At 70.7% G+C, this 14650-nt stretch carries 14 protein-coding genes and 1 riboswitch; of the genes, 7 read left to right on the top strand and 7 right to left on the bottom strand.

The window, feature by feature from the left end:
- Positions 1–44 precede the first annotated feature (44 nt).
- From qcrC to POF73_RS35320, 5 genes are all read left to right on the top strand, one after another.
- Positions 45–857, top strand: coding sequence for a cytochrome bc1 complex diheme cytochrome c subunit (gene qcrC / locus POF73_RS35300; protein WP_272123198.1), 813 nt, complete (start codon positions 45–47; stop codon positions 855–857).
- Positions 854–1903: a cytochrome bc1 complex Rieske iron-sulfur subunit gene (gene qcrA / locus POF73_RS35305; protein ID WP_272123199.1), complete on the top strand. Its 1050-nt coding sequence runs from the start codon at positions 854–856 to the stop codon at positions 1901–1903. The genes qcrC and qcrA overlap by 4 nt, the downstream gene beginning before the upstream one ends.
- Positions 1900–3537: a cytochrome bc1 complex cytochrome b subunit gene (gene qcrB / locus POF73_RS35310; RefSeq protein ID WP_272123200.1), complete on the top strand. Its 1638-nt coding sequence runs from the start codon at positions 1900–1902 to the stop codon at positions 3535–3537. The genes qcrA and qcrB overlap by 4 nt, the downstream gene beginning before the upstream one ends.
- Before the next feature lie 263 nt (positions 3538–3800).
- Positions 3801–4865, top strand: a complete 1065-nt coding sequence (gene trpD, locus POF73_RS35315) for an anthranilate phosphoribosyltransferase (RefSeq protein WP_272123201.1) — start codon at positions 3801–3803, stop codon at positions 4863–4865.
- Between the two features lie 77 nt (positions 4866–4942).
- Positions 4943–5059: riboswitch (SAM riboswitch) on the top strand.
- A gap of 129 nt (positions 5060–5188) precedes the next feature.
- Complete coding sequence (locus POF73_RS35320; protein WP_272123202.1) at positions 5189–6568, top strand: aminotransferase class V-fold PLP-dependent enzyme; 1380 nt, start codon at positions 5189–5191, stop codon at positions 6566–6568.
- Here POF73_RS35320 and POF73_RS35325 read toward each other — a convergent pair.
- From POF73_RS35325 to POF73_RS35355, 7 genes are all read right to left on the bottom strand, one after another.
- Positions 6523–7716, bottom strand: a complete 1194-nt coding sequence (locus POF73_RS35325; protein WP_272123203.1) for a glycerate kinase — start codon at positions 7714–7716, stop codon at positions 6523–6525. The two genes, POF73_RS35320 and POF73_RS35325, sit on opposite strands and share 46 nt — an antisense overlap.
- 115 nt (positions 7717–7831) lie before the next feature.
- Positions 7832–9247 (bottom strand): SLC13 family permease, encoded by a 1416-nt coding sequence (locus POF73_RS35330; RefSeq protein WP_272123204.1) that lies wholly within the window; start codon positions 9245–9247, stop codon positions 7832–7834.
- A gap of 78 nt (positions 9248–9325) precedes the next feature.
- Positions 9326–9988, bottom strand: coding sequence for a response regulator transcription factor (locus POF73_RS35335; protein WP_272123205.1), 663 nt, complete (start codon positions 9986–9988; stop codon positions 9326–9328).
- Complete coding sequence (locus POF73_RS35340) at positions 9985–11472, bottom strand: sensor histidine kinase (protein ID WP_272123206.1); 1488 nt, start codon at positions 11470–11472, stop codon at positions 9985–9987. Before POF73_RS35340 ends, POF73_RS35335 begins: the two co-directional genes overlap by 4 nt.
- On the bottom strand, positions 11408–11707 hold the full coding sequence (locus POF73_RS35345) for a small secreted hydrophilic protein (protein WP_272123207.1): 300 nt from the start codon (positions 11705–11707) through the stop codon (positions 11408–11410). Before POF73_RS35345 ends, POF73_RS35340 begins: the two co-directional genes overlap by 65 nt.
- Before the next feature lie 78 nt (positions 11708–11785).
- On the bottom strand, positions 11786–12067 hold the full coding sequence (locus POF73_RS35350) for an Lrp/AsnC family transcriptional regulator (protein ID WP_272123209.1): 282 nt from the start codon (positions 12065–12067) through the stop codon (positions 11786–11788).
- Positions 12064–12822, bottom strand: coding sequence for a rhomboid family intramembrane serine protease (locus tag POF73_RS35355; protein ID WP_272123210.1), 759 nt, complete (start codon positions 12820–12822; stop codon positions 12064–12066). Before POF73_RS35355 ends, POF73_RS35350 begins: the two co-directional genes overlap by 4 nt.
- Before the next feature lie 165 nt (positions 12823–12987).
- Between POF73_RS35355 and POF73_RS35360 the strand changes: the two genes are divergently transcribed.
- Together POF73_RS35360 and POF73_RS35365 are read left to right on the top strand one after the other, a co-directional pair.
- Positions 12988–13227 (top strand): hypothetical protein, encoded by a 240-nt coding sequence (locus POF73_RS35360; RefSeq protein ID WP_272123211.1) that lies wholly within the window; start codon positions 12988–12990, stop codon positions 13225–13227.
- 37 nt (positions 13228–13264) lie between these two features.
- A complete protein-coding gene (locus POF73_RS35365; protein WP_272123212.1) occupies positions 13265–14608 on the top strand; it encodes an NYN domain-containing protein in 1344 nt (447 codons plus the stop codon).
- Positions 14609–14650: the final 42 nt, after the last annotated feature.

A 14650-nucleotide genomic window follows, 5' to 3' on the forward strand; every position in this document is an offset into this window, starting at 1 on the left:
AAACAGAAGCATCGACGCAGAAGATCCTGACACCGGGGTAATCCGTGAAAAAGCTCTCCGCACGACGACGCCATCCGCTGGCGGCAGTCGTCGTCCTACTCCTCGCGCTGGCGTGCACGGGGGGGCTGTACGCCGTGTTCGCGCCCGCGGACAAGGCGCAGGCCGAGGAATCCGCCCAGTCCCTCACCATCGAGGAGGGCAAGAAGCTCTACACCGTCGGCTGCGCCAGCTGCCACGGAACCGATGGTCAGGGCACCTCCGACGGCCCCAGCTTGGTGGGCGTCGGCGCCGCCGCCGTCGACTTCCAGGTGTCGACGGGCCGCATGCCCGCCGCCACCTCCCAGGGCGCCCAGGTCCCGAGCAAGAAGAACATCTACTCGCAGGCCGAGATCGACCAGCTCGCCGCGTTCATCGCCTCGCTGGGTGCCGGCCCGTCCGTCCCGACCGAGGAGCAGTACGGCCCCGAGGGCGCGGACATCGCCAAGGGCGGCGAGCTCTTCCGCAACAACTGCGCCCAGTGCCACAACTTCACCGGCAAGGGCGGCGCGCTGACACACGGCAAGTACGCGCCGACGCTTGAGGGCGTCGACCCGAAGCACATCTACGAGGCCATGCAGACCGGCCCGCAGAACATGCCGTCGTTCCCCGACACCACGCTGTCGGAGCAGAACAAGAAGGACATCATCGCGTACCTCCACGCGGTCAACAGCGACGAGACGGTCAACCCCGGTGGTCTGGAGCTCGGCGGCCTCGGCCCGGTGAGTGAGGGCCTCTTCGCCTGGATCTTCGGTCTCGGTGGATTGATCGCGGTCGCCGTCTGGGTCGCCGCTCGGACCGCAAAGGCCAAGAAGTCATGAGTAGCCAAGACATTCCAGAAGAGAACCTGCCCGCTGAGCAGGACGCCACCGTCGCGGTAGCGGACGAGAAGCACCCCTTCGCCGACCCCGGCCTGCCGCCCCACGAGCACCGGATCCAGGACATCGACGAGCGGGCCGCCAGGCGGTCCGAGCGCACGGTCGCCCTGCTGTTCACGGTGTCGATGCTGGCCACCGTCGGCTTCATCGCCTCGTACGTCACGATCCCGCACGACAAGTCGATCTTCGTCTTCCCGATCGGTCACCTCAACGCGCTGAACTTCGCGCTGGGTCTGACCCTCGGTGCGGCGCTGTTCTGCATCGGCGCGGGCGCGGTCCACTGGGCCCGCACCCTGATGTCCGACGTGGAGGTCGCGGACGAGCGGCACCCGATCGCGGCGGAGCCCGAGGTCAAGGCCAAGGTCATGGCCGACTTCAAGCAGGGCGCCAAGGAGTCCGCGCTGGGTCGCCGCAAGCTGATCCGCAACACGATGTTCGGCGCGCTGGCCCTGTTCCCGCTCTCCGGTGTCGTCCTGCTGCGTGACCTCGGCCCGCTGCCCGGCACCAAGCTGCGCCACACCCTGTGGTCCAAGGGCAAGCTGCTCGTCAACATGAACACCAACGAGCCGCTGCGTCCCTCGGACGTCGCGGTCGGCTCCCTCACCTTCGCCAAGCCGGAGGGCCTGGAGGAGCACGACCACGACTTCCAGAACGAGATCGCCAAGGCCGCCCTGATGATCGTCCGGCTCCAGCCCGACGACATCAAGGACAAGCAAGAGCTTGAGTGGTCGCACCAGGGCATCGTCGCGTACTCGAAGATCTGCACCCACGTCGGTTGCCCGATCTCCCTGTACGAGCAGCAGACGCACCACGTGCTCTGCCCCTGTCACCAGTCCACCTTCGACCTCTCCGACGGTGCCCGAGTGATCTTCGGCCCGGCCGGTCACGCCCTGCCGCAGCTGCGCATCGGCGTGAACGACGAGGGCTACCTTGAGGCGCTCGGCGACTTCGAAGAGCCCGTCGGTCCTGCATTCTGGGAGCGCGGATGAGCACTACAGAGACCACCGAGTCCCGCTCTCGCGGGAAGGCACCGGCCGGCGAGCGCGTCGCCGACTGGGCCGACGGCCGCCTGGGGATCTACTCCCTGGCCAAGGCCAACATGCGCAAGATCTTCCCCGACCACTGGTCGTTCATGTTGGGCGAGGTCTGCCTCTACAGCTTCATCATCATCATCCTCACGGGTGTGTATCTGACGCTGTTCTTCCACCCGTCGATGAACGAGGTGGAGTACCACGGCAGTTACGTCCCGCTGCAGGGACAGCTCATGTCGGAGGCGTTCAGCTCGACGCTGCACATCTCCTTCGACGTCCGTGGTGGTCTGCTCATCCGGCAGATCCACCACTGGGCCGCGCTGATCTTCCTCGCGGGCATGTTCGTGCACATGATGCGCGTGTTCTTCACGGGCGCGTTCCGCAAGCCGCGTGAGATCAACTGGCTGTTCGGCTTCCTGCTGTTCGTCCTGGGCATGTTCACCGGTTTCACCGGCTACTCGCTCCCGGACGACCTGCTCTCCGGCACCGGTGTCCGCTTCACCGAGGGCGCGATCCTGTCCATGCCGATCGTCGGCACGTACATCTCGTTCTTCCTCTTCGGCGGCGAGTTCCCGGGCGTCGACTTCGTCGCCCGCTTCTACTCGATCCACATCCTGCTGCTGCCGGGCATCATGCTCGGTCTGGTGGTCGGCCACCTGATCCTGGTCTTCTACCACAAGCACACGCAGTTCGCGGGCCCCGGAAAGTCCAACAAGAACGTCGTCGGCATGCCGCTGCTGCCGGTCTACATGGCCAAGGCCGGAGGCTTCTTCTTCCTGGTCTTCGGTGTCATCGCGGCCATCGCGGCGGTCGCCCAGATCAACCCGATCTGGGCCATGGGCCCCTACCGGCCGGACCAGGTGTCCACGGGCGCCCAGCCCGACTGGTACATGGGCTTCGCCGAGGGTCTGGTCCGCTACATGCCGGGCTGGGAGGTCAACTTCTGGGGTCACACGCTGGTCCTCGGTGTGTTCATCCCGCTGGTCCTCTTCGGCGTGGTGCTGGCCGCGATCGCGCTCTACCCGTTCATCGAGTCCTGGGTCACCGGCGACAAGCGCGAGCACCACATCCTGGACCGCCCGCGCAACGCCCCGACGCGTACCGGGTTCGGTGTCGCCTGGATCACGGTGTACATGATCGGCCTGGTCGGCGGTGGCAACGACCTGTGGGCCACCCACTTCCACCTGTCGATCAACGCGGTCACCTGGTTCGTCCGGATCGGGTTCTTCGCCGGACCGGTCCTCGCGTTCATCATCACCAAGCGGATCTGCCTCGGCCTGCAGCGCCGGGACAAGGACAAGGTGCTGCACGGCCGCGAGTCGGGCATCATCAAGCGCCTGCCGCACGGTGAGTTCATCGAGGTCCACGAGCCGCTCAGCCAGGACGCGCTGTACACGCTCACCGCGCACGAGCAGTACCAGCCGGCCGAGATCGGCCCGAAGGTCGACGAGAACGGTGTCGAGCGCAAGGTGAAGGCCACCGAGAAGCTGCGCGCCAAGCTCAGCAAGTCCTACTACGGCGAGGACGGCCAGATCCCCAAGCCGACCGTCGAGGAGTACAAGGAGATCACGAGCGGCCACGGCCACCACTGATCGCTGCGAAAGCGCTCCGCTGATGGTGCCGCGTTGTGTCGGCTGTCGTCTGCGGCGCCGTAGTGGCTGGTCGCGCAGTTCCCCGGGCCCCTGAAGGGGCGCGGCCGAACCGCGGCCTCGCCAGAGCTGCCTAGCCACGCCACGGCAGAAGGGCCCCGTCCGGTCTTCGGACGGGGCCCTTCTCCGTGTCCCGGGGCTGGATAGGGTGGACCTCGTTGAGACTCTCGTCCCGTAGTGCGGGACGCCTGATCCTGGAGCGGCTTATGAGCGCTGTGACCCCCGCTGGAGGCGACACCGCGGCGGGCCGCTCCTGGCCCCTGCTGCTGAACGGCCTGCTGGACGGCCGGGACCTGTCCGCCGACGACACCGCGTGGGCGATGGATCTGATCATGCGCGGCGAGGCGACGGACGCGCAGATCGCCGGGTTCGTGGTGGCACTGCGGGCCAAGGGCGAGACGGTGCAGGAGATCACCGGGCTCGTGCGGACGATGTACGAGCACGCCAACGTGATCGAGGTGCCCGGGCCGACCGTCGACATCGTCGGCACGGGCGGTGACGGCGCGAAGACCGTCAACATCTCCACCATGTCGGCGATCGTCATCGCCGGCACCGGCGCGAAGGTCGTCAAGCACGGCAACCGGGCGGCGTCCTCGGCGTCGGGTGCCTCGGACGTGCTGGAGAAGCTGGGCGTCAATCTGAACCTGCCGGTGGGGCGGGTGGCCGAGGTCGCGGAGGAGGCCGGGATCACCTTCTGTTTCGCGGTGAAGTTCCATCCGTCGCTGCGCCATGTGGCGGCCGCGCGCGGGCAGTTGGGCATCCGGACCACCTTCAACGTGCTCGGTCCGCTGACCAACCCGGCGAAGGTGCGGGCCCAGGCGGTCGGCGTGGCCGACCCGCGCATGGCGCCGATCGTCGCGGGCGTCTTCGCCGAGCGCGGCAACTCCTCGCTGGTGTTCCGCGGCGACGACGGCCTCGACGAGCTCACCACGACGGCCACCTCACGGGTGTGGGTCGTGCGCGACGGCAAGGTGGCCGAGGAGACCTTCGACCCGCGTGACGTCGGCATCGAGCTGGTGCCGGTGGAGGCGCTGCGGGGCGCGGACGCGTCCTACAACGCCGATGTGGCGCTGCGCCTGCTGAACGGCGAGACGGGGCCCGTACGGGACGCCGTACTGCTCAACTCGGCTGCCGCGCTGGTGGCGCTGAACCCGACGGAGGCTCCGCTCGCGGAGCAGATCCGGGCCGGGATGGCGAAGGCCGCGGAGGCGATCGACTCGGGGTCGGCGAAGCGGACCCTCGACCGGTGGGTGGCGGCCAGCAACGCCTAGCGCGTACCCGGGATGTCGTCCCGCGATCCGGACACGGGTTGCGGGACGACGATCATTTCACGTACGTTCCTGTACCAGGTCATGAGTGACAGTCATGAGGCCCCGGCCGACTGTCCGGCAACCCTCCGTCCGTGGCGGGGTGCCCCGGGTGAAGACCAGGCCGTAGGCAGCGAGGTCTACGGCAAGCGCGGGCCCCTCTCGAAACCAGGGGTCCTGGTCGTTCGAGGGAGTCTTCCGTGAGCAAGCGAATGCGATAGGGCCGCCGAGCCCCGCCTCCGCGCACCCGTCTTCACTTTCTTCTTTCCTCTCACGGGAGTTCCGTCATGTCTGCCTCCGCGTCTGTCTCCACCGCTGCCTCCGCCCAGACCATTTGTGCCCCGCTGCCCGTTCTGGGCCGTGATGTCACCGTCCCGCTCGTCACCGGCGGCGAGGTCACCTACGCCGCGCTCGACTACGCCGCCAGCGCCCCGGCCCTGCAGCGGGTCTGGGACGACGTGGCCGCCTACGCGCCGTACTACGGCAGCGTCCACCGCGGTGCCGGGTACCTCTCCCAGCTGTCGACGGACCTCTTCGAGAACGCCCGCCGGACGGTCGCCGAGTTCCTGGACTGCCGGGCCGACGACCAGGTGGTCTTCACCCGGTCCACCACCGACTCCCTCAACCTCCTCGCCGCCGCCCTTCCGGCCGACTGCCAGGTCTTCGTCTTCGAGACCGAGCACCACGCCTCCCTGCTGCCCTGGCGCGACGCCCGTGTCACCTACCTCAACGCGCCCCGCACCCCCCGCCAGGCCGTCGAGACCCTGGAGCGCGCCCTCGCCGACCGCGACCCATACGGCCCGGCCCTGGTCTGCGTGACCGGCGCCTCGAACGTCACCGGCGAGCTGTGGCCCGTACGGGAGCTCGCGGCGGCCGCCCATGCCCACGGCGCCCGGATCGTGCTGGACGCCGCGCAGCTGGCCCCGCACCACCCGGTGAGCGTCCGTGACCTCGACGTCGACTGGGTCGCCTTCTCCGGCCACAAGCTGTACGCCCCGTTCGGCTCCGGCGTCCTCGCCGGCCGCGCCGACTGGCTGCGCGAGGCCGAGCCGTACCTCGCGGGTGGCGGCGCCAGCCGCAAGGTGTCGCGGCGCGAGGACGGGGGAGTGGACGTCGAGTGGCACGAGAGCGCCGCACGGCATGAGGCGGGGTCGCCCAACGTCATCGGCGCCTACTCCATCGCGTCCGCCTGCAAGGCGTTGACGGAGGCCGGTTTCGACAGCCTGGTCGCCCGTGAGCAGTACCTGGTCGAGCGGGTGCGGGAAGGTCTCGCCGAGGTTCCCGAGGTCCGGATCCTCTCCCTCTTCGGCGACGACGCCCCCCGCGTCGGCGTCATCTCCTTCGTCGTCGACGGCTGGAACAGCTCCCACTTCGCCGCCGCCCTCTCCGCCGAGTACGGCATCGGAGTGCGGGACGGGTTGTTCTGCGCCCACCCGCTGGTCCGGACGCTGCTGGGCAGCGACGCGCAGGCGCAGGGCGAGTGCGGTGCCCCGGAGGCGGCGCCCGGCGAGAAGTCCCTCAACGCCATCCGCGTCAGCTTCGGTGCCGGTACGCCGGACGAGCACGTCGAGCGGTTCGTGAACGCCGTCAAGGAGCTCGTGACGGACGGCGCGCAGTGGAACTACCGCACCGAGGACGGCCGTTGCGTGCCGGACACCTCCGCGTGAGCCGGTAGCCGGGCGCCCAGCAGGATCATCCGCAGGGCGCGTTCGGTGGCGTCCGTGAGGAGTTCGGAGGCCCGCACCAGAGCCTCCGCCAGCGCCATCGGCGCCGGCAGGATCCCGCTGTACGCGTCCACGCCCGGCACGTCGTGCGCGCCCTCGCCGAGTGTGCCCGCCAGCGCGAGCACGGGGCGGCCGTACAGCTTGGCCCGGCGGGCCACCTCGGCCGGCACCTTCCCGCGGGGCGTCTGGTGGTCCAGGGCGCCCTCGGCGGTGACGACCAGGTCGGCGCGGGCGAGGCGGGCGTCCAGGTCGAGGTGGTCCAGCAGGACGTCGAAGCGGGGGAGGAGACGGGCGCCCAGCGCGGCGAGGCCGGCGCCCAGACCGCCGGAGGCTCCGGTGCCGGGGCCGTGGCGCAGGTCGGTGCCCACGGCCCCCAGGTCCCGGGTGAGGACGTCCGCCCAGGTCTCCAGCCCCGCCGACAGATGCTCGACCTGGGCGGGCGTCGCCCCCTTCTGCGGCCCGAAGACACGGGCCACGCCGCGTTCGCCGCACAGCACGTTGTACGGGTTGCAGGCGACCAGCAGCTCGACGTCCCGCAGGCGCGGGTCCAGACCGGACGGGTCGATCCGGGCGAGCCGCGTCAACTCCCCTCCACCGTGGGGGAGTTCGAACCCGTCGGCGTCCAGCAGTCGCGCGCCGAGCGCCTGGAGGGCTCCCGCGCCCCCGTCGGACGTACCGGAATCGCCGCAGCCGATCAGGATCCGCCGTACGCCCGTGTCGAGCGCGGCGCGGATCAGCTCGCCGACGCCGTACGTCGTCGTGGCCCCCGGGTCGCGCAGGGCGCGGGGCACGAGGGACAGCCCGGCCACCGCCGCCATCTCCACGACCGCCGTCTCCCGTCCGCCCAGCAGCGCGAAGTGCGTGCCGACCTGCTCGCCGACCGGCCCCGTGGCGGGCAGTGCGACGAGCCGCCCACCGGTCGCGGCGGCCAATGCGGCGGCGGTGCCCTCGCCCCCGTCCACCAGCGGAATCAGATCGAGCACGGCCTCCGGCAGCACCCGCCGCACCCCGTCGGCAATGGCATCGGCGGCGGCCTGGGCGGACAACGACTCCTTGAAGCCACTGGGGGCTACGACGACGCGGGTCAGCATCAGAGTTCTCCTAAGCGGATCGGATGCGCACGGAGGCAACGCCCTTGGGGGCGCGGGGAACTGCGCGACCAGCCACGGCGGCGCAGCAGACAGGCGACGACACAGCGCGGCACTCTCACCGGGTCACCGGCACACCAAGCACCGGCCACAGCGCAACGGCGAACAACAGAACGACCGCGGCCGTCAGCGGAGCCAACACCGCGGACAGCCGCAACAGATCACGCGGGGTATACGTCGGCGTCCCGGGAAGGTCCGAGAAGAGCGTCACAGGCTTCGCGGAAGCCGGCAGGGTATGGCAGAACCCGGCCGCCGCAGTGGACGCAAGCGCCGCGGCCACCGGATTCACCCCCGCCCCCACCGCCGCCGCGACCACCAGCGGCACCAGCACCGACGAACGGGCCGACCGGGACTGCAGGACCAGATGGGCAGCCGTACTGATCACCACCACGACGGCCAGGAACAGCAGCGGGCCGACGCCCGAGGGAAGCCCGTCCACCAGCCATTCCGCCGCCCCGGAGTCGGCCAGCGCCACACCCATCGCCATCGTCGCGGCCATGAACAGCAGCAATGACCAGGGCACCGTCTTCAGCGCGTCCTTCAGATGCACCGTCCCGAGCACCGGCGAAGCCGCCACCACCGCGCCGATCAGCGCCACGACGGCGGGCGGCACCCGGTGCAGCGGCTCACTGCACCACAGCAGGACGACCGTGCCGAGCAGCAGCGCGCACCGCTTCTCGGCCTGCGACCAGGGGCCGGTGACAGGGTGGTCGCTGTGCTGCTGGATCTGCTCGGGAGTGATGTGCACGGGCCCCTTGCGGTCCGCGCGCCGGGTGCTCGTCAGGAGTACGGTCTCGGCGGCCAGGTGGGACGAGGCCACCGCCAGGGGCAGGCCCAGCAGCAGCCACTCCGTGAAGCCGATCCGGTCTCCGGTGGCCTGCCACAGCACCGACACGGTGATCAGATGCGCGCCCGCCCCGATCAGGGTCGCCACCGCCGACAGCAGGATCACGGTCGGGAACAGCAGCGCCAGCATCACCACCAGCCGTTTCCGGTCGGCCAGCGCCTTGGCCAGCGCGAGGAACACCGGCAGGGCGAGGGCCGCCCGCCCCGAGGTGGCCGGCACCGCGAACGCCGTGACGACCAGGGCGGCCGTGGTCAGATGCACCAGCTGCCGCACCGTGCGCGCCCCGCCGACCAGGAACGCCGCCGCCCGTCCCGCGAGCCCCGTCCGGGTCACCGCCGCCGCCAGCACGAAGGCGCAGATCAGCAGCCAGACCGTGGAGTCGCCGAGGGTGCCGAAGAGGGTGTCGCTGCTGATCACGCCGGTCACCGTGAGCGCGAGTCCGGCGCCGAGCGCGATGTAGGTGTCGTCGACCGGGGTGGCGATCCAGGCGCAGGTCGCCAGCGCGAACACGGCGAGGGTGAGGCGGGCGTCGGCGCCGAGGCCGGGGAAGTTGGCGGGCACCGCGAGCAGCGCGCACAGGGAGAGCGCCACGCACAGGGCCGCGACCGGACGGAGGTTCAGGGTCACGTCATCGAGGGTTCACCTCGGCCGTGAGCCCTCGATGAGCCGTACATGAAGGAGACTTCACGCGGACGGAAGGGGGCTTCACGCGGGCAGGCGGTACCCCACGCCGCGCACCGTCTCGACCCGTTCGGCGCCGAGCTTCCTGCGCAGCGCCCGCACGTACACGTCCACGATGTTGGAGCCGGGGTCGAAGTCGTAGCCCCACACGTGCGACAGGATCTGCTCGCGGGACAGTACCTGCCCCGGGTGCCGCAGGAACAGCTCCAGGAGCACGAATTCACGGGCCGTCAGATCGACCGTCCGCTCGTCGGCCCGCGCCCGCCGGGTGCGCAGGTCCAGGGTGAGTGAGCCGGATCGCAGCACCGTCACCTCGGGCGCCCGCGCCGCCGTACGCAGCCGGAGCCGTACCCGGGCGAGCAGTTCCTCGAAGCGGAACGGCTTGGTCATCCAGTCGTCGGCGCCGCCCTCCAGACCGGCCACCGTGTCCCGTACGGAGTCCCGTGCGGTCAGCACGATCACCGGGACCGTCACCCGCGCCTCGCGCATCTCGCGCAGCACCGTGAAGCCGTCCCGGCCGGGCAGGCCGATGTCGAGGAGCACCAGGTCGAAGGCGCCCGTGACGGCGTACTCGTACGCCGCCTCGCCGTCGCCGACGACGGTCGTGGTGAAGCCGTTGGAGCGCAGGCCCTTCTCGACGAAGGAGGCGATGCGCTCCTCGTCCTCCACGATGAGGATCCGGTTCACGTGTGTCCCTCTCCCAGTGCCAGTACGAAGGTGGCGCCGCCGCCCGCCGTGTCGCGCAGCCGGACCCGGCCGCCGTGCGCCTCCGCGATCGCCCGGACGATCGACAGGCCGAGTCCGGCACCGGAGCCGCGGGCGCCGCGCCGGGAGGTGCCGCGCCGGAAGCGTTCGAAGATCACCTCGGCGTCCTGCGGCTGCACACCGCACCCCGAGTCGGCGACGTAGAGCTCGACGCCCTGCCCGTCGGCGCGGGAGCCGATCCGGACGGTCTGGCCGGGTGTGGTGTGCTGCACGGCGTTCTGGGCGAGCTGGACCATCGCCTGGGTGATCCGCTGCGGGTCCAGCCCGGCCTCCACGTCGGCCACCTCGGCGAGCTCCCAGTCCCGTTCGCCGAGGGTGCGGGCCTTGACGTAGACGTCGGCGGTGAGCTCGGCCAGCTGGACCGGCTCCGGGGTGACGAAGTCGGGGCGTTCGGCCTTGGCGAGCAGCAGCAGGTCCTCCACGATGCGGCTCATCCGGTCCAGCTCGTCGGTGACCAGCCGTATCGTCTCCTCGCGCTCGGCCGGATCGTCGCCCATCAGCTCCAGATGGCCGCGCACGATGGTGATCGGCGTGCGCAGCTCGTGGCCCGCGTCGTCGACGAACTCGCGCTGGGCGGCGAAGGCGCGCTCCAGCCGGTCTAGCATCGCGTTGAAGGTCTCGGCGAGCGCGGCGATGTCGTCGCGTCCGTGCACCGGGATACGGCGGGTGAGGTCCTGCTCGGTGAGCTGCGCCGCCGCCGTGCGCACCAGGCGTACGGGTTTGAGGATCCGGCCGGAGACGGCCCAGCCGACGCCGGTCATCATCAGCAGGGCGACGCCGGAGATGGCGAGCAGGATACGGAACTCCTCGTTCACCGCGGCCTGTTCGCGCCCCGGGTGGAAGGCGACGACGAACGCGGCCTCCGTGTCGCCGCCGGCCCGGGCGACGGCCACCTTGGCCCAGCGGACCTCGCCCGACGCGCGGTGCAGCGTGCCCGTGGAGTCGGGGGAGTCGAAGATCCGGCGGCGGGCGTCGGGGTCCTTGTGCAGCGGCAGGGCGACGGGGATGTCGCGGGGCTGGCTGAACTGTGCCGGGGTGCTGCCCGGCCGGCCCACCAGGCCGATCAGCTCCTCGTCCGGGTCGGCGTACTGCCGTACCAGGAACTCACGCAGCAGCCTGGACGGGTCGGTGAACGGACGGCCGGTCTCGGGGTCGACGCCCCGCTCCTCGAAGTTGGCGAACTCACCGGCCTCCTGCGCGAGCAGCCCGTTCACCCGGTGGTCGACGTCCCGCAGCAGGATCGAGCGCGTGGTCGTGGCCACGGACACCAGTCCCACGGCCATCACCAGCAGCAGCCAGAGCAGGATCCGGACCCGGGCGGAGACCCGCCGGGTCACCGGATCAGCCGTCGTCCCCGACCTCGCCGCGGTCGTCGTCCGAGGGCTCGCGGTCGGGGGCGTCGTCATCGTCGTCACTCGGGGAGCTGTCGGTCACCGGGGGCCTGGACACGACCTCGTCGCGCGGTGTCGGCGTCGGCGTGGACCGGGTGGACGTCGGGGTGGGGGAGCCGCTGTCCAGCTCCACCTTGGGCGGGACCTTCGGCGACTCCTGCTGGTCGGTGAGGGCGAAGCTGGTCGCGGCGATGCCCAGCGGGATCGCCACTACGGCGGCCAGGGCCGCGATCCGGTGCGAGAAGACCATGCGGCCGATCGTGCCCCCGGCACCCGGCGCCGTGGATGAGCCCAGGATGAAGAACTCTTCATCCGGCGGGCCGGGACGTCAGTTGTCCAGGCCGATGGCGAAGGCGGCCTCGATGTCGTGCTGGGAGTAGGTACGGAACGCCACGTGCGTGTCCGTGCCCTCCACGCCGGGGATCTTGCTGATCCGCCCGGGGATGACCTCGGCCAGCTCCTCGTGCTCCTTCACCCGCACCATGGCGATCAGGTCGTAGGTGCCGGTGACGGAGAAGACCTCGGTCACGTTCTCCAGCGAAGCGATGCGCTCCGCGATCTCGGGGATCCGGTCCACGCTGGTCTTGATCAGGACGATCGCGGTGATCACGGCTGGTTCTCTCCCTCGGGGGCCGGAGCTGGGGCGGCCTTCACTCTAGTGGGCCGACCGAAGCGGACCCACGCGTAGCCGAAGCCCAGTCCGAAGCCCACCAGGTGCGCCAGATACGCGACCCCGGGCCCCTGCGTCGCCCGCCCCGCCGCCACCCACTGCAGGGCCACCCAGAACGGCAGCACCACCCACGCCGGGAAGCGCAGCGGCAGGAAGAGCAGGAACGGCAGCAGGCTTGTCACGCGCGCCCCGGGGAAGAGGAACAGGAACGCGCCCAGGACGGCCGAGATCGCCCCGGACGCGCCGACCAGGGACTGGGTGGAGTCGTCGTTGACGGCTGCGTAGCCCAGCAGGGCCAGATAGCCGCAGCCGAGATAGAAGAGCGTGAACTGGACGCGGCCCATCCGTTCCTCGGTCATCACGCCGAAGACGTAGAGGAAGAGCATGTTGCCGAGCAGGTGCACCCAGCTGCCGTGCACGAACAAGGCCGTGGCAGGCGTCAGGGCGGCCCGGGGAGCGCCCTCGAACAGCTCCGCGGGCACCACGCCCCAGCGGTGGAAGTAGGCCCGCTGCGCGGCGAGCAGCCCCTCCCCGGATCCGTACTCCGCACTGAGTCCCGCCGCCGGGCCGATCAGGAAGAGCAGGCAGCACAGGGTGATCAACCCGTACGTCACCGGAGCCGGCGACCGCAGGACCGTCAGGCCCGCTCTGCCGAACCGAGTCCCGAAACGCGCCACGCTCCAGTTGCCGATCATGCCTACAGAGCATGACGTAACAGGACGCACACGCACAGACCGCCTCGCCGCCCGAGACGGACGGGCGGCGAGTACCCGCCAGGCCGTAGGGTTACGAGCCACACGCACCGGGGTGCCGGGGCGTCGCGGACAATAGAAGACCTAGAAGGAAAGAGCACGGTCACGATGACGGTTCCCCTGCCCACCGAGACGACGCGGTGGCGCTGCACCCTCTGCGGCAACCTCACCCGCTTCGACGTGACGCGCTCGTCCAGGGTCGTGGAGTACGTCCACCTCGATCTGGCCGGCGAGTCCAAGGTCGAGGAGCGCGAGGTGCTCAGTGAGACGATCGAGTCGGTGCGCTGCCGCTGGTGCAACGCGGTGGACAAGGTGGAACTCGTGGACAGGCCGGGCGCCGGCTCCTGACGGGAGCGGGCCCCGCACAGACATTGGGGTGTGACGGATGGTGGAGACACAAGGCGGGGGGCCGGGCGACGGCGCCGCCGAGGTGCTCGACCGTCCGCTGCCCGACGGGGTACGGCGCAAGGTCGTACAGATCGTGTCCGACGGATTCGGCGGACTGACCGTCGGCGAACTGCCCACACAGTTGCGGCAGTACGCCCGGTTCGCACCGAACCGCCGGGCCAAGTTCGCCGGCAACGCGATGGCGGCGGCGCTGGAGACCGATCCGGTGTTCCGGCAGCGGATCGGGGAGAAGCTCAGAGAGGCCCAGCCGGAGCTCTCCGGCGCTCTCGACTCCGGCTCGGCGCCTGCGGCCGCGGATCCGCTCGATGTGGCGGCCGCGGCCTATGTTCTACGGCCCACCGGCTGGGTCAAGCTGGTCACCGCGGCCGGCGAGGAGGCCCAGCGGGCCGACGCCGAGCGTGCCGACGAGGAGAGCCGCGCCGAGCTGGAGCGGCTGCGCGAGGAGCTCGACCACGCCCGGGAGCACACCCGGCACGAGACCGAGCGGCTGCGTACCGAGCTGGACGCGGCCAAGAAGGAAGCCGAATCGCTTCACCGAAAGCTGCGCTCCGCCCTCAGTGACGTCAAGCGCGGCGAGGCCGCCCTGCGCAAGGTCCAGAGCGAGATGGAGACCGTGCGCTCCGAGAGCCAGGCCCACGTCTCCGCGGCCGAGAGCGAGACCCGGCGGCTCAAGGCGCGGCTCGGGGAGGCCGAGGCCGCCCTGGAGGCCACGCGCAGAGCGGCACGCGAGGGGCGCAGTGTCGAGGACATGCGCGTCCGGCTGCTCCTTGACACCCTCCTGGACGCCACCCAAGGGCTGCGCCGTGAACTGGCGTTGCCGCCGGTCTCCGTGCGCCCCGCCGAGACCGTGGACGCGGTCGAACCGGGACGAATGACCCCGAAGGACATCGCCGCGCGGGCGCTGTCCGAGAACGACCCCGCGATCCTCGACCAGCTTCTCGCCCTGCCGCAGGCCCACTTGGTGGTCGACGGCTACAACGTCACCAAAACCGGCTATCCCCAGATGCCCCTGGAGAAGCAGCGCCTGAGGCTGCTCGGCCAGCTCTCGCAGCTCGCCGCCCAGACCGGCGCCGAGGTGACCTGTGTCTTCGACGGGGCCGAGCTGGCCGCGCCGGTGCTGCTGGCCCCGCCGCGCGGCGTGCGGGTGCTGTTCTCCAAGCCGGGCGTGACCGCCGACGAGCTGATCCGCCAGCTGGTGCGCGCCGAGCCGCCCGGCCGTCCGGTCATCGTCGCCTCCACCGACCGTGAGGTCGCCGACGGGGTGGCCCGGGCCGGAGCCCGGCCGGTGGCTTCTGCGGTGCTTCTCAAGCGACTGTCCTGAATCGGTCAACGTACAGGGGCAATGCCCGAATTGACCTGACCG

It is taken from the genome of Streptomyces sp. HD, assembly GCF_028369295.1.
GTDB lineage: Bacteria > Actinomycetota > Actinomycetes > Streptomycetales > Streptomycetaceae > Streptomyces.